This window comes from Tistrella mobilis, assembly GCF_039634785.1.
GTDB lineage: Bacteria > Pseudomonadota > Alphaproteobacteria > Tistrellales > Tistrellaceae > Tistrella > Tistrella mobilis.
Genome location: NZ_JBBIAB010000004.1, coordinates 14,598 through 40,115, shown reverse-complemented (window position 1 = coordinate 40,115; position 25,518 = coordinate 14,598). Strand labels below are relative to the sequence as shown.

Below are 25,518 nucleotides of genomic sequence, written 5' to 3'. Positions count from 1 at the left end.
GCTTCATGATGCGTGACAGATGCGGCCGGCTTCGGCCGCAGCCCCTTCACGCCGGGAGTGACGACCGTGATCCAATCGACGACGGCCCGAATGTCGGCGCCCGCGACGCTGCGTCATCGGCTGCGCCATGGTCTGCTGAGGGCCTGTGCCGCCCTGGCCATCGGCCTTTTCGCAGCCCAGGGGCTGCCGGCCGGAGAGGCGCGGGCGGCCACGCCGCCCGATACATTGGTGATGGCTCATTATATTGATGACGTAACAAGTTTCGATCCGGCGGAGAGCTTCGAGCTTGCGACCGGCGAGATTCTGAACAACGTCTATCTGCGCCTGACCGTGCCCGATCCGGACGATTTCACCAGGATCCTGGGCGGGGCGGCCGAGAGCTGGACGATCTCGGACGACGGGCTCACCTACACCTTCACCATGCGGCCGGGGGTGAAATTTCACACCGGGCGGCCGCTGACCGCCCATGATGCCGCCTTCTCGTTGCAGCGGGTGGTGAAGCTTGCCAAATCGCCGGTCTTCATCCTGAACGCGCTGGGCTGGACGCCCGAAAACGTCGACCGGATGGTGGTGGCCAAGGACGACGCCACCCTGGTGCTGACCATGTCGGAGCCCTTCGCGCCGAGCTATGTGCTGAACAGCCTGTCATCCAGCGTCGGTGCCGTGGTCGACCGCACCGAGGCGCTGGCGCACGAGACCGATGGCGATCTGGGCAATGGCTGGCTGAAGACCAACACCGCCGGCAGCGGCGCCTATCGCCTGGTGACCTGGCGGCCGAAAGAGGCCGTGGTGCTGGAGGCGAACCCGGATTTCTACATGGGCGCGCCGAAGATGAAGCGGGTGATCATCCGCCATGTGCCCGAGCCCACCGCCCAGCGGCTGCTGCTGGAGAAGGGCGATGTGGATATCGCCCGCCGGCTCGGCACCGAACAGCTGAAGGGCATCGCCGGCAATCCCGATCTCAAGGTCGAAACCGAGCCCAAGGCGACGATCTATTATCTGGCGATGAACCAGAAGGTGCCGGCGCTGACCGAGCCCAAGGTGCGCGAGGCGATCCGCCGGGCGATCGACTATCAGGGCATCGCCGCGAACCTGCTGGAAGGGCTTTACCGGCCGCATCAGTCGATCCTGGGCGCCGGCAGTTTCGCGGCGCTCGACGATCTGCCCTATACCCGCGATGTGGAGAAGGCGAAGGCGCTGATGGTCGAAGCCGGCCATCCCGACGGGCTGGACCTGACCATCGACGTCTCGGGCACGGCGCCCTATCGTGACATCGCCCAGGCGCTGCAGGCCAATCTGGCCGATATCGGCATCCGGCTGAAGATCGTGACCGCCGATACCCGGCAGGTGCTGACCAAGTACCGGGCGCGCGGCCACGAGCTGCTGCTGATGTACTGGTCGCCGGATTATGGCGACCCCAATTCGACGGTCGACTATTTCGCCCGCAACCCCGACAACGTCGATACCGGCACCGCCAAGACCATCGCCTGGCGCAATGCCTGGAAGAATGACGAGCTGGGCGAGATGGCCCGCGCGGCGGTGCTGGAACGTGACGATGCCAGGCGGGTCGAGCTTTATCACGACATCCAGCGCCGACTGCGCGAGGAGGGGCCGGTGGCGGTGATGTTCCAGCAGACCGAGCCGACCGCGATGCGCAAGCCGGTTGAAGGCTGGATCTCGGGCCCGGCCTTCGACACCTATATCTACTGGCGGATCACGAAGTGAAGGCAGCGCCTGCGGGGCTGCGCATGGTGCGGGTGACGGCCGGCTTCATGGCCGGCCTTGCCGTCACCCTGCTCGGCCTGATCGTCGTCACCTTTCTGATCGGCCGGGTGGTGCCGATCGATCCGGCCCTGGTCGTCGCCGGCGACAGGGCCAGCCCCGAGGCCTATGCCGCAGCCCGCACGGCGCTGGGGCTGGACCTGCCGCTGTACGAGCAGCTGGCGGTCTATGTCTGGAATGTACTGAACGGCGACCTGGGTCGATCGACCATGACCGGGCTGACGGTGGCCGAGGATGTGGCACGGGTCTTCCCGGCCACCATCGAACTCGCGGTTGCAGGCACGCTGATCGGTGTCGGGCTGGGGGTGCCGCTGGGGGTGCTGGCGGCGGCACGCGCCGGCCGGCTGGCCGATCACGTGGTGCGGGCGGTGGCCCTGGTCGGCTATTCGGTGCCGGTGTTCTGGCTGGGGCTGGTCGGATTGCTGATCTTCTACGCCCGGCTCGGCTGGGTGGCGGGGCCCGGCCGGCTGGATGTCGCCTGGGCCTATACCATCCCCGAGGTGACCGGCTTCGTGCTGATCGACACGGCGCTGGCGGGGGAGCCCGAGGCGATGGTGGACGCCCTGCGCCACCTGATCCTGCCCGCTTCGATTCTGGGTTATTTCTCGATGGCTTATGTGGCGCGGATGACCCGATCGCTCATGATCGGAGAGCTGTCGCAGGATTATGTCGTCGCCGCCCGGGCCAAGGGCGTGCCGGAGGTGCGGATCCTGTGGGGCCATGCCTTCCGCAATGTCGCGGTCCCGCTGGTGACGGTGATCGCGCTGACCTTCGCCCATCTGCTGGAAGGTGCGGTGCTGACCGAAACCGTCTTCGCCTGGCCCGGCATCGGGCTCTACATCACCCAGGCGCTGTTCGCGGCCGACATGCATGCGGTGCTGGGCGGCACGCTTGCCGTCGGGCTCGGCTTCGTGCTGATCAATCGCGCGGCCGACCTGATCCACCGCCGGCTGGATGCGCGGATGCGGCAGGAGGTACGGGCATGATCGGGGTCGCAGCCCTTGCCCGCATCGCCGCCCGCACGCCCCGCAGCCGGGCCGAGGCGCGGCGCTATGCGGCGGCGGGTTTCCTGGCCCGGGCGCTGGCCAATCCGGCGACCGTGATCGGCACCCTGATCGTGCTGGCCCTGATCCTGGCGGCCGCCCTGGCGCCGGTGCTGGCACCCTATGATCCGATCGATCAGGTGCTGAACGACCGGCTGCAAGCCCCTGGCGCAGAGCATTTTCTGGGCACCGACCATCTGGGCCGGGACATCCTCTCGCGCATTCTGTACGGGGCGCGGATCACGCTGGCCGTGGTGCTGTCGGTGGCGGTGATCGTGGGGCCGGTGGGGCTTGCGATCGGCATTGCGGCCGGGTATTTCGGCGGCCGGATCGATGCGGTGCTGATGGGGCTGACCGACATTGTCATGGCCTTTCCGCGGCTGGTGCTGGCACTGGCGCTTGCCGCGGTGCTGGGCCCCGGCATCGGCAATGCGGTGGTGGCGATCGCGGTCACCGGCTGGCCGGCCTATGCCCGGCTGGCCCGGGCCGAGGCGAAGCTGGTGCGGGAGCGGGAATTCGTCCAGGCCGCCCGGCTGGCCGGGGCCTCGGATCTCAGGATCCTGGTGCTGCATGTGGCGCCGCTCTGCCTGTCCTCGGTGATCGTGCGGCTGACGCTCGACATGGCCGGCGTGATCCTGATCTTTGCCGGGCTGGGCTTTCTGGGCCTGGGCGCCCAGGCACCGGCGCCGGAATGGGGGGCGATGGTCGCGACCGGCCGCGACTACATCATCGATCAATGGTGGGTGGCGACCCTGCCCGGGGCGGCGATCTTCGTGGTCAGCATGGGCTTCAACCTGCTGGGCGACGGGCTGCGCGACGTGCTGGACCCGCGCGCCCAGACCGGGAGGGCGGCATGAGGGAGGCCGGGGGTACGAGGGAGGAGGCCACCCTGCTGGAGATCCGCAACCTGGCCGTGTCGTTCCCGGGGCCCGAGGGGCCGGTTCGGGCGGTGCGCGAGGTCTCGCTGTCGCTGGCCCCCGGGGAGCGGCTGGCGATCGTGGGCGAAAGCGGTTCCGGCAAGTCGATCTCCATGCGGGCGGTGATGGGGCTGCTGCCGCGCCAGGCCCGCATGACCGCCGACCGGCTGGCCTTCGACGGTATCGATCTGATCGATGGCGGCGAGCGGGCCATCCGGCGCCTGCGCGGCCGGCGCATCGCCATGGTGATGCAGGATCCGAAGGCCGCACTCGATCCGGTAATGACCGCGGGCGCGCAGATCGCCGAGGGTCTGCGGCTGCATCGTGGCCTCGGCCGCCGTGCGGCCGGGGCTGCGGCGCTGGACCTGCTGGCCGCGGTGCGCATCGACCGGCCGGAACGGGTGCTGGACCTGCATCCGCACCAGATGTCGGGCGGCATGGCCCAGCGGGTGATGATCGCGATGATGCTGGCGGGAGAGCCCGATCTGCTGATCGCCGACGAGCCGACCTCGGCGCTCGACGTCTCGGTGCGCGGCGAGATTCTGGAGCTGATCGACGGGCTGGTCACCGAGCGGGGCATGGGGCTGGTGCTGATCTCCCATGATCTGGATCTGGTGGCGGCCTTTGCCGACCGGGTGGCGGTGATGTATGCCGGTCGGGTGATGGAAACCCTGGCCGCCGGCGCACTCGATCATGCCGGCCATCCCTATACCCGCGGGCTGATCGGCTGCCGGCCGCGGCTGGATGCCCATGTGGCGCCGCTGCCGGTGCTGGTCCGCGACCCGGCGTGGAAGGACGGATGATGATCGAGGTCCAGGGGCTGACCGTGCGCTTTCAGGGCCTGGCCGCGGTCGACCAGGTGTCGCTGAGCGTCGCTCGGGGCGAGGCGGTGGGCGTGGTCGGGGAAAGCGGCTCTGGCAAGTCGACCCTGCTGCGGGCGATCGCGGGCCTGCTGGCGCCGGATGGCGGGCGGGTGATGTTCGATGGCCGGCCCGTGGTCACGGCCGGACGCCAGAGCCTGACCGACCGGCGGGCCCGGGCGCGGCTGATGCAGATGGTGTTTCAGGACCCCTCCACGGCCCTGCATCCCCGCCACACCGTCGACCGGATCCTGGCCGAGCCGCTGGTGATCCACGGGGTGGGGGAGGCGGAGCGGCGGATTGCGGCGGCGATGGCGGCGGTGGGGCTGGATGCGTCGCTGCGCTTCCGTTTTCCGCACCAGCTGTCAGGCGGCCAGCGCCAGCGGGTCGCGATCGCCCGGGCGCTGATCCTGGAGCCCAGGGTTCTGCTGCTCGACGAGCCGACCTCGGCGCTGGACGTGTCGGTCCAGGCCGAGGTGCTGAACCTGCTCGACCGGCTGCGCGCCGATCATGGCCTGACGCTGCTGATGGTTGGCCATGATCTGGCGGTCGTCGCCCATCTCTGCACCCGGGCGCTGGTGATGCATCGCGGCCGGGCGGTGGAGGAACTCACCCGGGCGGATATTCATGGTGCAAAGGCGCGGGATCCCTATACGCAGGCACTGCTGGCGGCGGCCAGGGATCCGCGCGCGGCTCATTCGGCGGCGATGTCGGCGACGGGCGGATCGAAGGCGGTCACCTCGGGCAGCGCTCCGCGATAGGGTTCGATCTCGACCAGGGTCGAATGGGCGGTGGGGGCCTGGGACACGGCCGAGGTCGGGCGATCTGCCGTCAGCACATTCGGGTTGCCGTGCTTGTCCAGGCTGCCCCGGGCCGCCGGGTCCGCCGGATCGTACCAGGCGCCGGTGGCGAGGCGGATCACCCCCGGCATGACATCGGCGGTGACCACCGCGCCGGCGAGCGTGGCGCCGCGATCGTTGAAGACCCGCACCACCATGCCGTCGCTGATGCCGCGCCGGGCGGCATCCTCCGGGTGGATATGGACCGGCTCGCGACCATGGATCTTGGCGCTGCGGCTGAGTTCGGCCGAATCGAGCTGGCCGTGCAGCCGGGTCCTGGGCTGGTGGCTCAACATGTGCAGCGGGTAGCGGGCGGCCAGCGGCGCGCCCAGCCATTCATCGGGTTCGATCCAGACCGGATGGCCGGGGCAGTGCGGATCGCCGAACGAGGCGACCCGGGCCGAGAACAGCTCGATCAGCCCCGAAGGCGTGTTGAGCGGGTGGGCGGCCGGGTCCTGGCGCAGATCGCCGAACATGGTGAAGGGTTCGTCGAGGGGCGGCACCTCGATATGGCCGGCCGCCCAGAAGCTGTCGAACTCCGGGAAAGGCATGCCGCGGGCGGCATTGGCCCCGGCCGCTTCGGCATAGATCCGGCGCAGCCAGCCCATCTCGTCGAGCCCTTCGGTGAAGGCCTCTTCCAGGCCCAGCCGCCGGGCGAGGGCGGTGAAGATGGCGAAATCGTCCCGGGCCTCGCCCACCGGGTCGATCGCCTTGTGCATCGCCAGGATGAAGCGGTCGCGGCCGCTGGCGCCGATGTCGTTGCGCTCCAGCGTCGTGGTGGCCGGCAGCACGATGTCGGCATGGCGGGCGGTCGCCGTCCAGTACTGTTCGTGGACGACCACGGTCTCGGGCCGGCGGAAGGCCTGGACCAGCCGGTTCAGATCCTGGTGATGGTGGAAGGGGTTGCCGCCGCACCAGTAGACCAGGCGGATGTCGGGATAGGTGAGGTCCTCGCCGTCATAGCGATAGCGGCCGCCGGGGGTCAGCATCATGTCGGAGATGCGGGCGACGGGGATGAAGCTGCCGGTCGGGTTCATCCCCATCGGCAGGCGCGGTGAGGCCATGCCCCGCCGCGGCACGCCCATATTGCCCAGCGAGGCGAGGCCGAGGGCGAAGCCGCCACCCGGCAGCCCGACATGGCCGGCCATGCAGGCCAGCGCAATCGCCGCCCAATAGGCCTGTTCGCCGCGATCGGCACGCTGCAGGGACCAGGAGGCATTGATGAAGGAACGCTCGCGCCCGAGGCCGCGGGCCAGCGCCCGGATGGTGTCGGCGTCGAGGCCGGTGATCGCCGCCGCCCAGTCCGGGGTCTTGGGCACACCATCGGTGCGGCCTTCGACATAGGCGATCACCCGGTCGGCGCCGACGGTGCAGCGGGCCAGGAAATCATGGTCGACCGTCCCGTCGCCGAGCAGGACATGGATCATGGCCAGCATGGCGGCGGTGTCGGTATTGGGGCGGATGGTCAACCATTCCGCACCATCCGGCACGTCTTCCTTCGACGGCGTGATGCAGACCACGCGGATGCCGGCATCCAGGATCTTCTGCAGCCAGTCGCGGCCTTCATGGGCGCCCATGCCGCCGGCTTCGATCTGCATGTTGATCCGCGGCAGGCCGCCGAAACAGACCATCAGCCGGCAGTTCTGCAGGATCCCGTCCCAGGACGAGACCGGCCCCTGCACCGCATCGATCGATCCCAGGATATGAGGAAGGATCGTGATCGCAGCGGCATAGCTGTAATTCTGCACCTGGGTGGTGAAGCCGCCACCGACATTCAGGAAGCGGTGGAGCTGAGACTTCGCATGATGGAAGCGCCCGGCCGAGGACCAGCCATAGGATCCGCCGAAGATCGACTCATGGCCGTGTTCCCGCCGCACCCGGGCAACCTCCGCCGCGACCATGTCGAGCGCCTCGTCCCAGGGGACGGCGACGAAATCCTCCGCGCCTCGGCGCTCGCGGCCACGATCGGGCGCATTGCCGAGCCAGCTGCGGCGCACCGAGGGGCGGGCGACCCGCGCCCGGTTGTGAACCGCGTCCGGCATGGTCCGAACCATGTCCGAGGGGTAGGGATCGCCTTCGCGCGGAATGGCCTCGACCAGACGGCCATCGCGGACGACGGCGGTGAAGGCACCCCAATGGGAGGCAGTCGGAACACGGCGGATATCGGACATGGCGGACACGGTTCTCGGTTCTGATGGCCCGGACGCGGGGGCAGGATGAGGTGGGCAGAGTGGTCAGGCGCTCTGGAGGGTCCGGGACTCCCAGGCGGTGGCGACGAAGCCGATGCGGTCGCCGGTCGCCACGACGGGATCGCGGCGGGCGGCGATGACCAGGACCGGCTCGTCGAAGGTCACGCGGTCGACGATATCTCCGAAAATGTCGGTGATCACGCCCAATGGCGATCCGGGCTGAAGAATGTCACCGGGCGTGCAGGCGGCCCGGAACAGACCGCCGGTATCGGCCGTGACGTGGCGACGCTTCAGAACCTTGCGCAGCGTGCCGCCGGGGGCCGGGCGATCCTCGAACATCCCGATCTCGGCGGCGGTCCGGCGCAGACCCGCCGAGCCCTGTTCGACATAGGGCCATTCGATCCGGCTGCCGGCACCCAGCTCGACCATGAAGGCGGTCTTGCCGAGCGCCTGGAACTGGTAGTCGATGGCGCCCGAGATGTTGCCCGGCAGCTCGCCCGCGGCCTTCACGGTCGGCATCAGGCAGGCGACGCTGGGGTCGTAGAAGGAGAGGTGGCGCAGCAGCACATCCTCGGCCACCGGGCCGTCGGGATGCAGCTTGTAGACGCCATAGGGCTTCGCCTCGAAATGGGCGGTGAGCGTGTGCAGGCTGACCAGACAGTCGCCCGCGCGCTCGATCTCGCGCCAGAGCCGGTCGGCGACCCGCTGGGTGGTCAGCCCTCCGGCGGCGCCGGGGAACTGCTGGTCGATGTCGAGCCCGTCCTGCGGCGCCGTCTTGGCCCGGGCATCGAAGGCGAGCGGGTTGGCGGCCGGGATCACCACACAGGCGCCGCGCATGGCGGCGAGGTCGAGATTGCGGACGAAATCGAGCGCCGCCAGCGTGCCGTTGACCTCGTCGCCATGGACGGTGGCGGTGACCCAGAGGGTCGGGCCGTTGGCTGCACCGCGGGCGGCGATATAGGGGATGGAAATCTCGGCGCCGGTGGCCGTGGAACCGGCGACCAGGCGGCCCTGGCCGCGGCTCGCGGGGGCGAGCCGGGCGAGATGATCGGTGATGATTGTCACGAGGCGGGGTCTCTTCCGTGGGGGGAGGCGGTTCCGGCCGGTGCGGCCCCGGCCTTGCGGCGAAGATCCAGGGTGTAGCACAGCCAGAAGAGGGCGAAGCTGCCGGCCAGGATGGTGATCTGATAGATCAGGCCGACATGTTCGGAGGGCAGCAGAAGCAGCGCGAAGAGCAGGGCCGCCGCACGGGTCGCACGCGACAGCGGCACCTTCAGCCAGCCGATCGAGGCGACCGAGATGGCGAAGATCGCGATCGCCATCAGCAGGCAGACATAGGCGATCTCGCCGATCGTGCCCTGGGCCAGGAATTCGGGGTGATAGATGAAGACATAAGGGATCGCGAAGACCGGCAGGCCCAGGCGTACCGCATGCATGCTGGTCCGCCAGGGATCGGCATTGCCGACCGCGGCTGCTGCGAAGGAGGCGACGGCGAGCGGCGGTGTGATGTTGGAGATCACGGCATAGTAGAAGATGAACATATGCACCGCGATCGGCACGACGCCGAAATCGACGAAAGCCGGGGCCAGGATCACGGCCAGCACCACATAGACGGCACTGGTCGGCATGCCCATGCCCATGATCACCGCGACCACCATGGTGAGCGCCAGCGCGAGCGGCAGGATGCCGTGCGAGGTTTCGATGATGATCGTGGCCATGCGATAGCCGAGGCCGGTCATCGACACCACGCCGACGATGATGCCGCCGACCGCACAGGCGGCGGTGATCGGCGCGATCAGCTTGGGCGCGTTGATCAGGGCGTCGGCGAAGATCCGGGCGAGACCGCGCACGCCCTTGCGGCGATCGAAGATCACGATCATCGCCGCCAGCATGCCGATGGCCCAGACGCCGGCCCGTGCCGGGGTGTAGCCCGAGACCAGGGCCCAGACCATGAAGATCACCGGGACCAGCAGATAGCCGCGCGAACGCAGAACCGGCCAGACCTTCGGCATTTCCTCGTCTTCGGCGGGCCGCAGGTTCAGCCGCCGGGCTTCCAGATCGACCATCACGAAGACGGTGGCGAAATAGAAGATCGCCGGCAGGATCGCGGCGATCATGATGTCGCCATAGGGGACGCCCAGCGTCTCCATCATGATGAAGGCGGCAGCGCCCATGATCGGCGGCATGATCTGCCCGCCCGTGGACGCCACGGCTTCGACGCCGCCCGCGAACGAGCCCGAAAAGCCGCCGCGTTTCATGGCCGGGATGGTGAAGCTGCCTGTTGTCACCACATTGGCGGTGGAACTGCCCGAAAGCATGGAGAAGAAGGCGGAGGAGACCACGGCGGTCTTGGCCGGCCCGCCGACGATCCGGCCGGTAAGGGCGCGGGCCAGATCGGTGAAGAACTCGCCGGCGCCCGAGGCGACCAGCAGCGAGCCGAACAGCACGAACAGGAAGATGTAGCTGGCGGTCACCGCCAGCGGCACCGTCCAGATGCCGTCGACCGTGAGGTACATCTGCTCGATGACCCGGTCGATGGAATAGCCCCGGTGCCAGAACGGATAGGGCAGGCTGTCGCCCACCTGGGTGTAGACCAGGAAGACGAGGGTGATCACGACCATCGGCCAGCCGATGCTGCGCCGGACGACATCCAGCACCACCAGCAGCAGCAGGGCGCCCAGCACGCGCTCGGCGGTCAGCAGCCGGGTCATGTATTCCATGCGTTCGGAAATGCGGGTCTGGTCGAAGACCAGGAACAGGGTCGAGGCCAGCACCGCGATCAGCATCGCCGTATCCCAGGCAAGGCCGATCCAGCGCTTCGCGCCGGTCTCCGGCGCCCGCATCGAGGCGGCGGTCAGCAGCAGCACCGCGAAGGCCAGCGCCAGATGGATGGGACGATAGGCCAGCGCCGGCGCTTCGCCGAAGATGCCCGCATGGATGTGGAAGAGCGACATGCCGATCGCGACCGCGTGGGCGGCATGGCGCAGCACGGTGCGAAGGCCTGAGCCCTCGCCCGCTGCGGAGACGGTGGTCATCCTGGATCTTCTTCCGGACGAGGATGCGTCGGACGGGCGCGGGCGGGGCCGGGGTCACCGGCCGCCCGCGCCGCTCACCTCACTTCGCGAGGACGCCGGCTTCCTGATAGGCGCGCAGCGCACCCGGATGGATGGTGATACCGGGCATGGCGGCCATGTCGGCCGGCTCCAGCCGGGCCAGGGCGGCATGGGCGCCCTGCAGACGCTTGAACTTTTCGATCAGCGTCTTCGTCAGCCAATAGGCCTCGTCCTCGGGCATCTCGTCCGAGGCGATCATCATCATCGAGGTGCCGACGGTCGGGATCGCGGCATCCTGGCCCGGATAGGTGCCGGCCGGGATCGCGGCGCGGGCATAGCCGGGGTTCAGCTCCTGAAGCTTCGCCGCCAGCGCGTCATCGATGGTCAGGAAGCGGATGTCGGAGGTGCTGGCAAGCTCGGTGAAGAAGCTGGCCGGATAGTTCGCGACCGAGACCATGCCCACCGAATGGTGGTCCTTGATCTGGTCGGTCTGGAAGCTGAGACCGCCGCGGACGATGTCGATCTTCGACGCATCGGTGCCGGTTGCGGCAAGCAGGTCGTCGAAGATCAGCGCCGTGGCCTGGCCCACCGGCTGCGAGGCGAAGCGCTTGCCGGCAAGGTCGCCGATCGACTGGACGTCCGAATCACCCGCGACCGCGATATGGGCCAGCATCGAGGTGAACGAGGCGATGCCGCGGACATTGGTGATCGGCTCCTGGAAGGGCGGCTTGCCGGCGGCGGCGACGCTGGGCACGATGCTCATGGTCAGGCCCAGCTCTCCCGTGCCGCGCGAGACGCCGACGACGTTGGAGGTGCCGCCGCCCATTTCGGCATTGGCGCGCACGCCCTCGTCGCCCAGGATGGCGGCGACGCCGGCGGCGGTGGCATAGAACGAGCTGCCGGTCGGGCCGGCGAGGATGGTGAGCGATTTCGGCTTGCCCTCGTCGGCGGCGAAGCCGGGGGCTGCGTGCAGCATCAGGGCCGCGACGGCGGCGGCGCCGAGCATGCGGCGATCGATGGTCCGGAACATGTAGCCTCACGTGTTTCTTGATGGGCTGCGTCTTGCGCGGTGGCAGTGCCCGCGGGGGCGTGGCACCGGCTTTGCGCGGCGGGTCTCCATCCGGCGGCGGATCTCTGGCGGATCCGTCCGACCGGGATGTGTCGATGTCAGGCGGTGCCGAAGGGATAGGTTTCGGCACCCAGGCGGAAGGACAGGCTGCGCGCGGCAGCCTGCAGATCCGCCACATGGGCCTCGGCCGCGTCGGGCTCGTAGCCCTGAAGCGGCATGATGAAGCTGAGGGCGGCACGGATGTGTTCGTGCTCGCCGAAGACCGGAACCGCGATCGCCACCAGGCCGGGCGCGCTCTCGCCCGCGGTGACGGCGGCGCCGGCGGCGCGAACCTCGGCCAGATGGTCGGCAAGGCCGGCCGGATCGGTGATGGTCTTGGGCGTGATCTGGGGCAGGCCGTGGGCCGCGATCAGCCGGTCGAGCACTTCGGGCGCGTCGAAGGCGGTCAGGATCTTGCCGGCCGCGGTGGCGTGGAACGGCACCGACATGCCCACGCGCCAGCGGCTGTCGACGAAGAACGGCCCTTCCACCGCCAGCAGATGGAAGACGGTGTCGCCCTCGCGCACGCTCAACACCGCGGAATGGCCGCAGCGATCGACCAGCTCCCGCATGATCGGCAGCGCCTGACGGGTGAGGACGTGCGTATGGGCATAGGCGACGCCGACCAGAAAGCTCATCGGCCCGACCCGGTATTTGCGGGTGACCGGATCCTGATCCAGGAAACCCTGCTCGCGGAAGGTGGCCAGCACCTTCGAGACCTGGCTTTTGGCAAGCCCGGTCCGCTCGCAGATGTCGGTGATGCCGAGCGGCTGACGTGTGGTGGAGAAGGCGCCGTAGATGGCGAGGGCCGAGGTCAAAGACTTCATCAAGAAGTTTCCTATTGGGAAACCATGTTTCCAAATAAGCTTAAGCCCCTCATTTCCCGCCCGTCAATCATGTTCTGCATGCATGGGTCGGCCGGGTTGCCCCTGGGTGGAATTCCGCGTATGACCAGAAGACACAATGGTTTACCGGCAACGCACCGGTGGCCCGAGGAACCGCCCGAGGAGATCCCCCGTACCGATGGCGAGCGTGAGCGAGGCCGGCTGCCGGCCGGTGCAGCCCAACCGGCTGGATGCCGGCGCGGCGCTGATGATGGTGGTGCTGTGTGCCTGTTGGGGCCTGCAGCAGGTGGCCGTGAAGATGGCGGTCGCCGATGGGGCCGCCCCCATGGCCCAGGCGGCGCTGCGATCGATCGGTGCCACGGCCATCGTCGGCGTGGTGGTGCTGGCGCTGGGGCGTCGTCGCGGCGTGATCCCGGCGGGCACGCTCTGGCCGGGGATCGGGGCAGGGCTGCTCTTCGCGCTGGAATTCGCGCTGCTCTATACCGGGCTGTCGCTGACCACCGCGTCGCGGGCGGTGGTGTTCCTGTACACCGCCCCCTTCGTGGTCGCGATCGGCGGCCATCTGCTGATCCCGGGTGAGCGGCTGGGCCGCTGGCAGGTGATGGGGCTCCTGGCGGCCTTCGGCGGCATCGTCGCGGCCTTCGCCGACGGGCTGGTCGAAGGCGGCGGATCGATCGCGGGCGACCTGCTGATGGTCGCGGCGGCCGTCGCCTGGGGGCTGACCACCCTGCTGATCAAGGGCAGCGTGCTCTCGCGCACGGCGCCACTGGTGACGCTGCTCTATCAACTGGGCGTCTCGGCCGTGGCGCTGGTGGTGCTGGCACTGGTCATGGGCGCCGATCTCGCCATTCCGCTGACCGATACGGTGATCGGCGCCATGGCATTTCAGATCGTCGGCGTGGCCAGCCTGTCCTATCTGGGCTGGTTCGTGCTGATCTCGCGCTATCCGGCCTCCAGGCTCTCGGCCTTCAGCTTTCTGACCCCGCTCTTCGGTGTCGGGGCTGCGGCGGCCGTGCTGGGTGATGCACTGACGCCCGCCTTCGCGATCGCACTGGTGCTGGTCGCGGGCGGGATCTGGATGGTGAACCGGCCGTCCTGAGCGGACGGCCGGCAACCGGTCAAACGGTCAATTGATCATTCAGTCTCAGGCGCCGGCCCGTTCGGGGACCGCAAGCCCCAACCAGTCGCGATAGAAGGTCGGGATGTCCGGCTCGAAATCATGCAGCACCGGATACCAGGGCGTCGGCGCCTCGACGTCCAGCAGCACGCCGCAGTCGGGGCAGCAGTATTCGCGATAGACCTGCCAGGCCGGATCGGGGGCCATCAGCTTCGGGTAGACCTCGTTCAGCGCCTCTTCGGTGTCGCGGACGCAGACCAGCGCTTCCAGCTTCCAGTTCCGGTCATGATCGCAGAAGACATGGCCGCAGCTGCACTTGATCTTCCAGTGCTTCGCTGCATCCTGAACGATGAACAGATGCGGCCCCAGCGGCAGCAGGATCCGGTCCGGCCAGGCGGCGCGCGACTGCAGCACCTCGATATATTTCACGAACCGGTCGGCATCCTTGGGCATGGAGAGCATGCGATGGACGACATCGGGGTCCAGGCGACCGTCGACCAGATCGGCGACCTGTTTCGGGGTATAGCTCGACATCTGCGGATTTCCTTATAAGAGATTGTGATTTCGGGAAAATGAGGGGGCATCGCCGGGGCGGGCGCCGGGGGAGGAAGACCGGCCCGGCGATGCCCGCGCCTCACTCCTCCACCAGACGGATCGTGGTCACGTCGGGCAGGGCCGAAAGGTCCATGCGGTGCTTCGAACCGAAGGAGGGGATGCCCAGTTCGCTCTCCTCGATCGTCCAGTCGGCCGGCAGGTCCCAGAAGCTGCGGAACTGGTCGAGGAACTTGCCCGAAAGCCCGAAGCTGGTGGCATACATGTGCCGGACCGGCAGCGATGCCTCCTTGGCCAGGATCCGCTCCCGCTCTTCCGCCATCCACGCGCGGGTCGGGCGGCTGCGGGCGATGCGTTCGCGGCGGATCTCGGCGCGGCGCCGGGCGGTCGCCTCGCGGTCGACCTGCCAGCGGCCGCCGGCGACCTTCGTCGCCACGGCGCCATGGACCGAGGCGGCATAGCGGGGCAGCAGGGCGCGCTCGTTCAGATCCTGCTCGATCGCCGCCGGGTCGCGGTCCAGCGGGTCGCCGAAGCCCGGCCCGCCGCGGATGTAGTTCAGGTAGAGATCGTGGTTCTCGAACACCGCCTCGGTGGTCATCGCCTGATGGTCGCGCTTGACCCGGGCGCTGCGATCGATGCGGGTTTCGTATTCCGGGTGATCGGGGTCGAGATCGGCGCCGAAGGGCAGGGGCTCGCCAGCGGCGATCCGGCGGGCGATGCCGGTGTCATGGGCCTCGAAACGATAGCCGGTGGCGGAGGGATAGCCGCCCATCAGCCCCCAGTCGCTGACCATGTAGCCATTGCCCATGAAATACATGGTCCAGTCTTCGGCCTTCCAGACCATGCGCAGGGTCTCGAAGCCGCAGCCGCCGCGGTATTTGCCATAGCCGCCCGAATTGGCCTTCACATTACGGCCCAGATAGATCAGGGGCTCGGCCAGCTCCCAGATCTCCATGTCGCCCATATCGCCTTCGGGGTTCCAGATCGCGGCCGCATGGTTCAGCCCGTCGCGGATCGCCGAGGCGCCGGTGCCGGTGGCCGCGGTCTCGAAACTGTTGACCGCATGCACCTCGCCGTCCTGGTTGATGCCGCCGCCCTGCAGCCAGTTGGAGGTGTTGCCGTTGCCGGCATTGACCTCTTCCAGATAGCCGCGGCCGTAATAGGCGGTCGACACGCCGCGCCAGAGGGCGCTCCAGCTCGACACCAGGAAATGCCAGGCATAGGCATGGCCGGTGCGCCGGTCGTCGGGGTTCATCCAGGTGCCCTTGGGCAGCCGGAATTTCGTGCCGTAATAGGCGCCGTCGTTGATCCGCTCGGTCGGCACCAGGGTCTGGGTCATCATCACCCAGATGCCGCTGGTGAAGGCGACCTGATTGGCATTGTAGGTGTGCCAGCCCCAGCGGCTCGCGCCCTCGAAATCGAGCCGCCACGAGGCATCGGCATTGATGGTCATCTCGACCGGCGCATGCATGATGCTGTCGATCTTGGCGAAGGCCGAGGGGCAGCCGATGTCTTCATGCGCATAGGGCACGTCGACGAAGGCGACCTTGCGATAGGTGCCGGGGATGGTCATCGCCTTCACCCGGCTCTGCAGGCCGCGGCGGCCTTCCTCGATCACCTCGTAGGCGAAGCTTTCCCAGTGGTCGACGCCGTGTTCTTCCAGCACCTCTTCCACCAGATCGCGGATCATGTGGCAGCCGGCGATGCGGGTGCGCTCGTCCAGGATCCAGTATTTGGTGGTGCGCACCGAGCGCTGGCTTTCATGCAGCCAGTCGCGCAGCGGCACGTCGTTGATGCCGGTCTTGCGGCAGGTGATCTGATAGCCGTCGCCGAAGCGCTGGATCTGGCCGGTGGACATGGAGCCGGGGCCGACCGATCCGGTGTCGATCACATGGGTGACGCCGCCCACCCAGCCGACCAGCTTGTCCTGCCAGAAGATCGGCACGATGGTCGCGATGTCGCAGGGGTGGACATTGCCGATCGAGCAGTCGTTGTTGGTGAACATGTCACCGGGGGAAATGCCGGGATTGGTCTCCCAGCCGTTCTCGATCATGTATTTGATCGCCGCCCCCATGGTGCCGACATGGATGATGATGCCGGTGGAGGTCAGCACGCAGTCGCCGGCGGCGTTGTAAAGGGTGAAGCACAGCTCGCCCTCCTGCTCGACGATGGGCGAGGCGGCGATCTTCTTGGCGGTCTCGCGGGCATGAACCAGGCCGCCGCGGAGCTTCGAGAACATCTTCTCATAGCCGATCGGGTCGGACTGCTTGAGCGCCAGGGTCTCGAGCCCGGCGTAATGGCCGGTTTTTGCTGTGAGATCGAGCACCCGGGCCCGGTTCTCCTTCAGGGTCAGGCCGCCGCGGACCAGGCCCTCGCGTCGTTCGGACGACATCACGTTCATCTGATGCAGGTCCTTCGTCTGATGAGGTTTTTCGGGGAAGCGGGCGGCGGTCAGCCGCGGCCGGTCTCGATCAGGTGGAACAGCCGGTGGCCGTCGAGCCGGGTGGCGAAGCCGCGGGGCAGCACGAAGGTGGTGGCCGGGCTTTCGATGATGGCGGGGCCTTCGATCCGGTTGCCGGCCTTCAGGTCTTCCATCCGCCAGATGGTCGCGTCTTCCCAACGGCCGCTGCGATAGAAGCGGCGGGTGCCGAGGCGCGCATCCTCGGGCGGCACCGGCCCGGCCTCGGGCTCTTCCGGCAGGACCGGCTTGGTGGTGGTGACCACGCCGCGCATGATCGCGCCGGTGACGCTGAAGCCGAGTTCGGGCGAGCGGGCGGCATCGGCATAGACCCGGGCATAGGTCTCGTCGAAGGCATCGACCAGCGCATCCCAATCGGCGGGCGTGGCGGCGCTGGTGATCGGCGAGATGATTTCCAGATCGTTGAGCTGCCCCAGATACTGCATGCGATAGCCCGGCCGGAGCATCACGTCCTCGGGCTTGAAGCCGTTGATCGCGAATTCCTCGATCACCCGGTCGGCCAGCTCTGCCCAGGCCTGCTGAAGCGTGGCACAGGCGCGGGTCTTGGCCTCGTCGTCGGCGACCGCCGGGATCGCCACATCGACGCTCTTGTCATAGCGGTATTCGAAATCGGCGGTCGCACAGCCGAAGGCCGAAAACCCGGCGGCCCAGGCCGGGACCACCACGTCGCGGAAGCCCAGCCCTTCGGTATAGCCATAGGTGTGCACCGGGCCGGCGCCGCCATAAGAGAAGCACACGAAATCGCCCGGGCTGTAGCCCTTGGCGCTGATCGTGGCGCGGAGGTAGTCGCGGAGCGACAGATCGAGCAGTTCGATCACCCCGGCGGCCGCGGCTTCGACCGTCAGCCCCAGCGGTTCGGCAAGCTGGCGGCGGATCGCCTCATGCGCGCGGGCGACATCCAGTTTGACCGCCCCGCCCAGGAAGTTGTCGGGGTTGAGATAGCCCAGCACCACATGGCAGTCCGAGACGGTGACCGTGTCGATGCCGCTTTCGGCCCAGCACACGCCGACCCGATAGCCGGCACTGTCGGGGCCGAGCTTGATGGCGCCGGTATGGGGGTCGAGCCGCACGAAACTGCCGGCGCCGGCGCCCACCGAGTCCATCGCCACCAGCGGCAGCGACAGCACCAGACGGGCCATGTCGGGGTCCGAGGCGATGGCGAAATTGCCCTTGGTGATCAGCGCCATATCGAAGCTGGTGCCACCGATATCCGAGCAGGCGATGTTGTCGTAGCCCAGCATCTGGCCCAGAAAGCGCGCGCCGATCACCCCGCCGATCGGCCCCGAGACCAGGGTTCGGGCCAGTTCCTTGGCCTTCCAGCTGATCGTGCCGCCATGGCTGGCCATGACCCGCAGGTCGAAACGGCCGCCGACCTCGCGCATCCGGTCGCTGATCTTGGTCAGCGTGCGGCGCGAGGGCTCGGCCGCATAGGCCTCCAGAATGGTGGTGTTGGTGCGGTGGCTTTCCTTGCGCACCGGGTAATAGTCGACCGAGGCGAAGACCGGCACATCCGCACCCAGCTCGCGGGTGACCTCGATCGCGATGTCGCGGACGCGCCGCTCGTGAGTGCCGTTCTTGTAGGAATGCAGCAGGCTGATCACCAGCGCCTTCGCCCCCGCCGAGACCAGCTCGCGGACGGCGGTGCGGACCTCGTCTTCCCGCAGCGGGATGACGACCTGGCCCTGGCTGTCGATCCGCTCGGTCACGCCGCGGGTCCGCTCGGGCGGCACCAGGGGCTGGTCGTAGCGGTGGGTGTTCAGGTGAATGCGATCTTCGAAACCATAGCCCAGATAGCTCTGGATCGCCCGGCCCATGCGGTGATGGTCTTCAAGCCCGCGGTTGACGATCAGCCCGACCTCCAGCCCCTTGCGCTGAACCACGCGGTTCAGCATCGCGGTGCCGGAATAGACGCAGGTGACGAGTTCGTCATAGACCTCTTCCACCCCGCGCGACCATTGCTCCAGCGCGTCGGCGGAGCTTTCCATCACCGCGCGGGCCTCGTCCTCGGGATTGCTCTGCGCCTTGCCGACCACGAAATGGCCGTCGGCGCGCACGAAGAAGGTGTCGGTCATCGTGCCGCCGGCATCGATGCCCATCACCTGCACCGGAACCGGGGTCCGGGCGTCCTCCGTCGTCTGTGCGCGTGTCATGTGTCCTCCCAGGATCTGTCGTTGGCGGGGGCGATCGGCGTCGCCCTCAAGGACATGAATGGCAAGCCGCGTGCCAGACGGGCGAAATCTTCGCAAAGCCTTATGGCATATCGGATTGCGGATTCTGTTGCGGTGCCGTTTCGCGGACGCACCGGTCGCGTGCGGCCGTCCGGATGTCGGTCGGGCGTCCGGAAACCGGACGCCTCTCGCGCGGATGGGTGCGCCCTGCGGTATCGAGGCGGGTGGACAGGTCGTGGGAGAGTGGTGCAAGCTGCTGTCCCAACGATAAAAATCCGTGTTGGGGAGGACGCCGTCATGCAAGGGGAAACCCAACCCCCGGGCGATCCGCCGTCCGTGCCGTCGGTTTTCGACGCCTGGGAGACGCTGGTCACCGGTGATGCCCGCGCCGTCGCCGGGGTGCGGGATCTGGTCGAAAACAGCTGGCGCCGCTGCCTGAAGACCGGCGTCGACCCGGCCGGACGCGAGGCGCCGCTGGTCTGTTCCGAAGACCGGCTGGGCCTGCGCCGGGAGCGTGCCGAGGATCTGCGCGGTGCCGCCGCCCCGGTGATGGGCGATGCCCGCGCCTTCCTGGCTGAGACCGGCACCATGATGGTGCTGGCCGATCCCGACGGGGTGGTGCTGGATGTCGAAGGCGATGGCCGCACCCGCGACCGGGGCGAGGTGATCCGTCTGATGCCGGGCGCGGACTGGACCGAGACCGCAAGCGGCACCAATGCGATCGGCACGGCGCTGGCCCTGGGGGCGCCCGTGCAGATCCATGCGGTGGAGCATTTCTGCGCCGGCATCAAGCAGTGGACCTGTTCGGCGGCGGTGATCCGCGATCCGGTGGACCGCACGGCGCTTGGCGTGCTGGATATCTCAGGGCTTTCGGGCGCCCATAACGCCCATTGCCTGGCGCTGGCGGTAACGGCGGCGGGGCGGATCGAGGGGCGGATCGCCAAGCGCGATCTGAACCTGCGCGCCCGGCTGATCGAGGCGGTGTTGAGCGAGGAGCGCTGGCCGATGGACCGGCTGGTGGTTTTCGATCATCGCGGCCGGCCGGTGCGGATCGGCGATCGCGCCCGGCGGCTGCTGAAGGAGATGGCGCTGGATCCGGCACGGACCGCCACCGGCGGCACGGCGCTGCCCGACTGGCTGAAGATCGAAGCCGCCGAGCCGGTTTTCGATGCCGCGCGCCGGATCGGGGCGGTCTGTGTGGTGCCGCAGGGCCGGCCGCATCTGCCCGGCGGGGCGCGGGCGCGCGATCTGGCCCCGCCCCCGACCTGCGAGCGGCCGGCCGACCCCTTCGACGAGGTGATCGGCGACAGCCCGCCGATGATCAAGGCAAAGGCCACCGCCCGGCGCCTGGCCGGGGTGGAGGTTCCGGTTCTGCTGACCGGCCCCACGGGCACCGGCAAGGAGGTCTTCGCCCGGGCGATCCATCGGGCGAGTGCGGTGGGGCAGGGCGCCTTCGTTGCGGTCAATTGCGGCGCGCTGGCCCGCGATCTTCTGGCGACGGAGCTGTTCGGCTATGCCGAGGGCGCCTTCACCGGCGCGCGCAAGGGCGGCATGGCCGGCAAGTTCGAGGCGGCCCATGACGGCACGCTGTTCCTGGACGAGATCGGCGAGATGCCGGCCGAGCTGCAGGCCCATCTGCTGCGCGTGCTGGAGCAGGGGGCGGTGGTCCGGGTGGGGGAGGCGCATGAGCGGCCGGTCCGCGTGCGGCTGATCGCCGCCACCCATCGCGACCTGCCGGCCGAGGTCGCGGCCGGGCGGTTCCGCGCCGATCTCTATTTCCGGATCGCGGTCACCGCCATCACCCTGCCGCCGCTGGCCGAACGCGGCCCCGACATCGCCCGGCTGGCCTGTCATTTCGCCGCGTCGGCCGCCCGGCGCCACGGGCTGGTCCGCCATCCGCCCTCGGACGAGGCGCTGGCCAGGCTCGCCACCCATGACTGGCCCGGCAATGTCCGCGAGCTGCGCAATGTGATCGAACAGGCGACCATCCTGACCCTTGCCGACCGGATCGAGGCCGCCGATCTGCCGGCCACGATCGGGGCCGGCCATGTCCTGCGGCCGCAGCCGGCAGAGACGGCGGTCAGCCTGGACGAGGCCGAGGTTCAGGCGATCCTGGCCGCGGCGACCGAAACCGGCTGGAACCTTGCTGCGACCGCCCGCCGGCTGGGCATCGCCAAGAGCACGCTTTACGAGAAGCTGCGCCGCCACGGCATCCGGCGGCCGGGCGGTTGACGAGGGCTCAGGGCAGGTCGGCCGGATCGTCGATGACCTTGCGGAAATGATGCACCCAGAGCTTGCGGGCCATGGCGGCATCCGGATCGGCCGACGAACCGCGAACCGCGAAGCTGAGCAGGGTGGGGTGCAGCCCGGCATCGAACAGCCGGAAGCCCGCGGCCATCACGCAGGTATCCGCCTGGATGCCGGCCACCAGCACCTGCGCGGGCTTCAGCGCCGCCAGATGCCGGATGGCGGCATCGGGCGGCAGATAGCCATGTTTCACGAACACCCGGTCGACCGGAACCAGACAGCGGTCGCTGGTCTGCGGTGTCCAGCCGATCTGGGCCGCGAACGGCACCTGCGTTTCGTCGTGGAGTTCGATGGTCGCAACCGACGGGTAGCGGCGGGCAAGGGCGGCGATCCGGTCGACCAGCGCGGCCGAGGGCGCGAAGGTTTCCTGGACGTCGACGACGAGCAGGGCGGCGGACGGGTTGGACATGTTGACGGCCGTTGATCTTTCTGCACTCTGGGCGGGTGTTCGACCGTGCGATGATCGGCTAATGAGCGCGGAGCTGTAAACCCGGGGGACGTGCCATTTCCGTGACGACGACATCTTCGGCCGATCAGGCCCCGGACGCACCTCCGGTATCCGCCACCCCTGTGACGGTCGATCGCCTGGCACTGCGGGAGCGGGTGGCCCGGGCTGCGATCATCTCGGCCCTGCCGATGCTGGCGCTGACCGCGGTGGCGGCCTTCGGCTCGTCTTCGGTGGCGCTTCTGGCCGATTTCCTGCTGTCGATGCTCGATACCGCCTCGCTGGCGGTGGCCTGGACCGTGGCCCGGCTTGCGCGGCAGGGGCGGCCGATCCGCCTGGAACACGGGCTGGAGCGGCTGGAAAGCCTGGCGGCCGCGGGGACCGGCATCTTCCTGGTGCTGTCGATGATGCTGGTGATCACGCTGGCGGTCATCGATCTGGTCGAAGGGGCATCGGCCCCGACCGGCCCGGCGGTGGCGCTGGGGCTTGCGGTCAACGGCGTCTATCTGGTGGTCAACGCCACCATTCTGGCCCGGTTGCGCCGGGCAGTGACATCCGACCCGTCGCCCTTGCTGAAGGCGCAGGCCCGCCTGTTCGTCGACAAGGTGACGTCGAACCTGCTGATGGTCGTGGCACTGGGCCTGGGTTGGGCGATGGCCGGCCATCCGGCCGGGGGCTGGATCGATCCCGTCGCCAGCCTGCTGATCGTGGCCTCCATGGCCTGGTGGGGGTTCCAGATCATGCGCAATGCGCTGGGCGAGCTGATCGATGCCGCCTGCGGCGAAGAGGTCCACATGCCGGTGGTGACGGCGCTGGCCCGGCATTTCGACCTGTATGACGATCTGGGCCGCATCCGGACCCGGCGGGCCGGCGGTCAGGCGGTGGTGGAGATCGAGCTTGGCTTCGCCGCGGATCTCTCGATCGGCGAGATCGCCGCCCGCACCCGCCGGATCGGCGCAGAGATCGAGGCGATGGTTCCGGCAAGCCGGGTGACCATCCATCCCTTCGCCGTCGACTGATCGATGCCTGTTGCATTTTGACGCAGTGCGGAAATCTTTTTCGCATTTGCGGTAGATATACCCTCGCATATTCCGCGGAAAATCACCGGCATAAAAGATCATTGCGCGTGCCCGGGGTGGCGGTAACACTGTTTTCAGAAGAACGAGGTGACGGCCATACGCGATGCCGTCCCCGCCCGCGAGGAAACCCCAGCCGAAGAGGGCCGCATGACGCAGTCGTCCCGTCATCCCGAGACCACCGGCGCCAATGTCCCGGTCACCGACGAGCCTGTGCCCTATTGGGCATCGAGCTATCCGCCGGGCATCGACTGGCGGCTGCCCTGGCGGCCGCGGGCGGTGACGACGGTCCTGGCCTCGGCCGTGGCCGAATTCGGCCCGAAGCCGATGGTGTCCTTCGGCGAGACCAGCTTCACCTATGCCGAGATCGACCGGCTGTCGGACCGTGCGGCGGCGGGGCTTGCGCGGCTGGGGGTGGGGCCGGGGCGGCAGCTGGGGCTTTATCTGCCCAACACGCCGGTCTATCCGATCATGTTCTTCGCCGCGATGAAGCTGGGCGCGATCGTGGTGAATATGAGCCCGCTCGACGCACTGCGCGAGCTGCGCCACAAGGTGGAGGACGGCGAGGTCGCCGTGCTGGTGACCCTGGCCCTGCCGCCCTTTGCCGAGACCGCGCTGAAGCTGGCCGACGAGACCGGGCTCGGCACGCTGGTGATGGCCCGGCGACCCGACGGTCTGCCCGGCGACGGGCCGGTCCCGCTGCCAGACGACCCACGGGTGCGTGACTATCAGGACATCATCGCCTGTACCGATCCGGTGACGCCGGCCGTGATTGCCGATCCGGCCGAAGAGGTGGCGGTGCTGCAATATACCGGCGGCACCACCGGCGTGCCCAAGGCCGCGATGCTGACCCACGCCAATCTGATGGTGGCGACGGAGATGCAGCATGCCTGGACGATGACCGGAGAGGATGCGCTGCTGAAGCGCGGCGAAGAGACCATGCTGCTGGTCCTGCCGCTGTTCCATATCTACGCGCTGTCCCCCTGCTTCCTGCGGGCGGTCGATGCGGGCTGGCATGTGATCCTGCATCCGCGTTTCGACGCGGCCACGGTGCTGCGCGATCTGTCTGCCTGCAAGGTGACCATCTTCCCCGGCGTGCCCACCATGTACACCGCCATGCTGGCGCTGCCCGAGTTCCGGCAGACCGATCTCTCGGCGCTGAAGACCTGTGCGTCGGGTGGGGCGCCGCTGCCGGTCGAGGTGCGGGATGCCTTCGAACGGGCGACCGGCATTCCCGTGCTGGAAGGCTGGGGGATGACCGAAACCTCACCCGCCGGGACCGCCAGTCAGGCGCGGGACGGCTATCGCACGCCACGCGGGTCGTGCGGCCTGCCGCTGCCCGGGCTCATCCTGGAAATCGTGGACCTGAACGATCCGGACCGGCTGCTGCCGCCCGGCCAGACCGGCGAGCTGTGCATTCGCGGCCCCAATGTGATGAAGGGCTACTGGAAGCGCCCGGACGCCACGGCCGAGGCCTTTGCCGGCGGCCGCTTCCACACCGGCGATGTCGGCTATATGGACGAGAAGGGCTATCTGTATCTGGTGGACCGCAAGAAGGACATGATCCTGTCCGGCGGCTTCAACGTCTATCCGCGGGTGATCGAAGAGGCGATCTACGAGCATCCCTCGGTGTCGGAGGTGATCGTCATCGGCGTGCCCGATGCCTATCGCGGCCAGTCGGCCAAGGCCTTCGTGAAGCTGAAGCCCGGGGCGGAGGAGATGGATATCGAGGGCTGGCGCAGCTATCTGGCCGACAAGCTGGGCCGGCACGAGATGCCGGCGGCGGTGGAATACCGCGAGGAACTGCCGAAGACGCCCGTGGGCAAGCTGTCGAAGAAGGAACTGGTCGCCGAAGAGAAGGCGAAATGGGACGCGGCCGGCGGCGACACCCGGGCACGCGCCTGACGCCGCGTTCTTGTCAGTCGGCCGGGTTCCTGGCCGCCGCCAGGATCCGGGCCACTGCCGGACGCGGCCATTCGATGGCGAAGAAGTGGCCGCCCGGCAGGGTGACGGCGCTGAAACCGCCGGCCGTGAATGCGGCCCAGCCGGCCATCGCCGCCGGCGGGGCCGCCCTGTCGTCGGCGCCCGAAAGCGCCAGGATCGGGCAGGGCAGGGGCGGCCGGTCGATGGTGGCTGCCGGCAGCCGGCTGCCGATGGCGAAATCGGCGCGCATCAGCCGCAGATAATGGGCCCGCAGCGATGGATCGTTGCGCACCGCAACCGGCGTTCCGCCGTAGAGCCGGTCGACGGTATCGAAGAAGCCGTCGTCATCCAGGTCGAGCAGGGCTGCGGCACGGCTGGCCTGATCGGGCGGGATCCGCGCACCCACCGCCAGCAGCCGTGGCGTTCGGCCGGCGGCGTGAAGCCGGTGCGCCACTTCCAGGGCAACCAGTGTCCCCATGCTGTGGCCGTACAGCACCAGGGGCAGGCCGTCGTCGCAGGCGAGCAGTGCAGCCGTCACCGCATCGGCGGCGGCGGTGATCGATGCCACCGGCGCTTCGGCCGCCCGCTGTTCGCGGCCCGGCAGCTGGACCGCCATGACGGCGGCATCCTGACGCGCGACCAGGGCCCAGGGCCTGAAGGCGGCGGGCCCGCCGCCGGCATGGGGAAAGCACACCAGGCGGAGACCGGGTGGCGTGCCGCCGTCAGCGGCGAGTGGCCGGACCAGCCAGCCGGCGGGATCGACACGGGCCCAGCGGGCCGGTGGCGGACGCAGAGCAATCACGGGGCGCAGCCCT

The 25,518-nt window shown here is 68.6% G+C and carries 19 protein-coding genes; 9 read left to right on the top strand and 10 right to left on the bottom strand.

Going from position 1 to position 25,518, the window contains the following annotated elements:
- The first annotated feature begins 90 nt into the window (after positions 1-90).
- Genes WI697_RS06700 through WI697_RS06680 form a run of 5 tightly spaced genes read left to right on the top strand, consistent with a single transcriptional unit; the run spans position 91 to position 5,363 of the window.
- Entirely contained in the window at positions 91-1,725 is a 1,635-nt protein-coding gene (locus tag WI697_RS06700) for an ABC transporter substrate-binding protein (RefSeq protein WP_345957904.1), read from the top strand.
- Complete coding sequence (locus WI697_RS06695; protein WP_345957903.1) at positions 1,722-2,768, top strand: ABC transporter permease; 1,047 nt, start codon at positions 1,722-1,724, stop codon at positions 2,766-2,768. The genes WI697_RS06700 and WI697_RS06695 overlap by 4 nt, the downstream gene beginning before the upstream one ends.
- A complete protein-coding gene (locus tag WI697_RS06690; protein WP_345957902.1) occupies positions 2,765-3,682 on the top strand; it encodes an ABC transporter permease in 918 nt (305 codons plus the stop codon). Before WI697_RS06695 ends, WI697_RS06690 begins: the two co-directional genes overlap by 4 nt.
- Entirely contained in the window at positions 3,679-4,545 is an 867-nt protein-coding gene (locus WI697_RS06685; RefSeq protein WP_345957901.1) for an ABC transporter ATP-binding protein, read from the top strand. Before WI697_RS06690 ends, WI697_RS06685 begins: the two co-directional genes overlap by 4 nt.
- Positions 4,542-5,363, top strand: a complete 822-nt coding sequence (locus WI697_RS06680; protein ID WP_062760918.1) for an ABC transporter ATP-binding protein — start codon at positions 4,542-4,544, stop codon at positions 5,361-5,363. Before WI697_RS06685 ends, WI697_RS06680 begins: the two co-directional genes overlap by 4 nt.
- Here the strand turns inward: WI697_RS06680 and WI697_RS06675 are convergent.
- The 5 genes from WI697_RS06675 to WI697_RS06655 all read right to left on the bottom strand — a co-directional run bounded on the left by WI697_RS06675 (position 5,297) and on the right by WI697_RS06655 (position 12,618).
- Positions 5,297-7,612, bottom strand: a complete 2,316-nt coding sequence (locus WI697_RS06675) for a molybdopterin-dependent oxidoreductase (protein WP_345957900.1) — start codon at positions 7,610-7,612, stop codon at positions 5,297-5,299. The two genes, WI697_RS06680 and WI697_RS06675, sit on opposite strands and share 67 nt — an antisense overlap.
- A gap of 63 nt (positions 7,613-7,675) precedes the next feature.
- On the bottom strand, positions 7,676-8,695 hold the full coding sequence (locus tag WI697_RS06670) for a M14 family metallopeptidase (RefSeq protein ID WP_345957899.1): 1,020 nt from the start codon (positions 8,693-8,695) through the stop codon (positions 7,676-7,678).
- Complete coding sequence (locus WI697_RS06665; protein ID WP_345957898.1) at positions 8,692-10,665, bottom strand: TRAP transporter permease; 1,974 nt, start codon at positions 10,663-10,665, stop codon at positions 8,692-8,694. Before WI697_RS06665 ends, WI697_RS06670 begins: the two co-directional genes overlap by 4 nt.
- A 79-nt stretch (positions 10,666-10,744) precedes the next feature.
- On the bottom strand, positions 10,745-11,713 hold the full coding sequence (locus WI697_RS06660; RefSeq protein WP_345957897.1) for a TAXI family TRAP transporter solute-binding subunit: 969 nt from the start codon (positions 11,711-11,713) through the stop codon (positions 10,745-10,747).
- A 137-nt stretch (positions 11,714-11,850) separates the two neighbouring features.
- On the bottom strand, positions 11,851-12,618 hold the full coding sequence (locus WI697_RS06655) for an IclR family transcriptional regulator (RefSeq protein WP_345957896.1): 768 nt from the start codon (positions 12,616-12,618) through the stop codon (positions 11,851-11,853).
- 196 nt (positions 12,619-12,814) lie between these two features.
- On the opposite strand from WI697_RS06655, the gene WI697_RS06650 reads away from it, so the two are divergent.
- On the top strand, positions 12,815-13,735 hold the full coding sequence (locus WI697_RS06650) for a DMT family transporter (RefSeq protein WP_296711991.1): 921 nt from the start codon (positions 12,815-12,817) through the stop codon (positions 13,733-13,735).
- A 45-nt stretch (positions 13,736-13,780) separates the two neighbouring features.
- On the opposite strand, the gene WI697_RS06645 is transcribed toward WI697_RS06650, so the two are convergent.
- The 3 genes from WI697_RS06645 to WI697_RS06635 form a co-directional block, all read right to left on the bottom strand.
- A complete protein-coding gene (locus tag WI697_RS06645) occupies positions 13,781-14,287 on the bottom strand; it encodes an acetone carboxylase subunit gamma (RefSeq protein ID WP_062760906.1) in 507 nt (168 codons plus the stop codon).
- A gap of 100 nt (positions 14,288-14,387) precedes the next feature.
- Positions 14,388-16,706, bottom strand: a complete 2,319-nt coding sequence (locus WI697_RS06640; protein WP_014744947.1) for a hydantoinase B/oxoprolinase family protein — start codon at positions 16,704-16,706, stop codon at positions 14,388-14,390.
- Between the two features lie 50 nt (positions 16,707-16,756).
- Positions 16,757-18,934, bottom strand: coding sequence for a hydantoinase/oxoprolinase family protein (locus WI697_RS06635; protein WP_062760902.1), 2,178 nt, complete (start codon positions 18,932-18,934; stop codon positions 16,757-16,759).
- Between the two features lie 315 nt (positions 18,935-19,249).
- Here WI697_RS06635 and WI697_RS06630 point away from each other — a divergent pair, with 315 nt between their 5' ends.
- Positions 19,250-21,184, top strand: a complete 1,935-nt coding sequence (locus WI697_RS06630) for a sigma-54-dependent Fis family transcriptional regulator (RefSeq protein ID WP_345957895.1) — start codon at positions 19,250-19,252, stop codon at positions 21,182-21,184.
- Between the two features lie 7 nt (positions 21,185-21,191).
- Here WI697_RS06630 and WI697_RS06625 read toward each other — a convergent pair whose 3' ends face one another.
- Positions 21,192-21,668, bottom strand: a complete 477-nt coding sequence (locus tag WI697_RS06625) for a cysteine hydrolase family protein (protein ID WP_345957894.1) — start codon at positions 21,666-21,668, stop codon at positions 21,192-21,194.
- 101 nt (positions 21,669-21,769) lie between these two features.
- On the opposite strand from WI697_RS06625, the gene WI697_RS06620 reads away from it, so the two are divergent.
- Positions 21,770-22,723, top strand: coding sequence for a cation diffusion facilitator family transporter (locus WI697_RS06620; protein WP_345957893.1), 954 nt, complete (start codon positions 21,770-21,772; stop codon positions 22,721-22,723).
- Positions 22,724-22,870: 147 nt separating this feature from the next.
- On the top strand, positions 22,871-24,685 hold the full coding sequence (locus WI697_RS06615) for an AMP-binding protein (protein ID WP_345957892.1): 1,815 nt from the start codon (positions 22,871-22,873) through the stop codon (positions 24,683-24,685).
- A gap of 13 nt (positions 24,686-24,698) precedes the next feature.
- Here the strand turns inward: WI697_RS06615 and WI697_RS06610 are convergent, their stop codons facing one another.
- Positions 24,699-25,505 (bottom strand): thioesterase II family protein, encoded by an 807-nt coding sequence (locus WI697_RS06610; RefSeq protein ID WP_345957891.1) that lies wholly within the window; start codon positions 25,503-25,505, stop codon positions 24,699-24,701.
- Positions 25,506-25,518: the final 13 nt, after the last annotated feature.

What these genes read in the sequence shown, in the direction of transcription:
- WI697_RS06650 (WP_296711991.1), top strand. Translation starts at nt 12,815, where the DNA reads ATGGCGAGCGTGAGCGAGGCCGGCTGCCGGCCGGTGCAGCCCAACCGG.
- WI697_RS06675 (WP_345957900.1), bottom strand. Translation starts at nt 7,612, where the DNA reads ATGTCCGATATCCGCCGTGTTCCGACTGCCTCCCATTGGGGTGCCTTC.
- WI697_RS06665 (WP_345957898.1), bottom strand. Translation starts at nt 10,665, where the DNA reads ATGACCACCGTCTCCGCAGCGGGCGAGGGCTCAGGCCTTCGCACCGTG.
- WI697_RS06635 (WP_062760902.1), bottom strand. Translation starts at nt 18,934, where the DNA reads ATGACACGCGCACAGACGACGGAGGACGCCCGGACCCCGGTTCCGGTG.
- WI697_RS06640 (WP_014744947.1), bottom strand. Translation starts at nt 16,706, where the DNA reads ATGAACGTGATGTCGTCCGAACGACGCGAGGGCCTGGTCCGCGGCGGC.
- WI697_RS06630 (WP_345957895.1), top strand. Translation starts at nt 19,250, where the DNA reads ATGCAAGGGGAAACCCAACCCCCGGGCGATCCGCCGTCCGTGCCGTCG.
- WI697_RS06660 (WP_345957897.1), bottom strand. Translation starts at nt 11,713, where the DNA reads ATGTTCCGGACCATCGATCGCCGCATGCTCGGCGCCGCCGCCGTCGCG.
- WI697_RS06685 (WP_345957901.1), top strand. Translation starts at nt 3,679, where the DNA reads ATGAGGGAGGCCGGGGGTACGAGGGAGGAGGCCACCCTGCTGGAGATC.
- WI697_RS06680 (WP_062760918.1), top strand. Translation starts at nt 4,542, where the DNA reads ATGATGATCGAGGTCCAGGGGCTGACCGTGCGCTTTCAGGGCCTGGCC.
- WI697_RS06655 (WP_345957896.1), bottom strand. Translation starts at nt 12,618, where the DNA reads ATGAAGTCTTTGACCTCGGCCCTCGCCATCTACGGCGCCTTCTCCACC.
- WI697_RS06625 (WP_345957894.1), bottom strand. Translation starts at nt 21,668, where the DNA reads ATGTCCAACCCGTCCGCCGCCCTGCTCGTCGTCGACGTCCAGGAAACC.
- WI697_RS06690 (WP_345957902.1), top strand. Translation starts at nt 2,765, where the DNA reads ATGATCGGGGTCGCAGCCCTTGCCCGCATCGCCGCCCGCACGCCCCGC.
- WI697_RS06645 (WP_062760906.1), bottom strand. Translation starts at nt 14,287, where the DNA reads ATGTCGAGCTATACCCCGAAACAGGTCGCCGATCTGGTCGACGGTCGC.
- WI697_RS06700 (WP_345957904.1), top strand. Translation starts at nt 91, where the DNA reads ATGTCGGCGCCCGCGACGCTGCGTCATCGGCTGCGCCATGGTCTGCTG.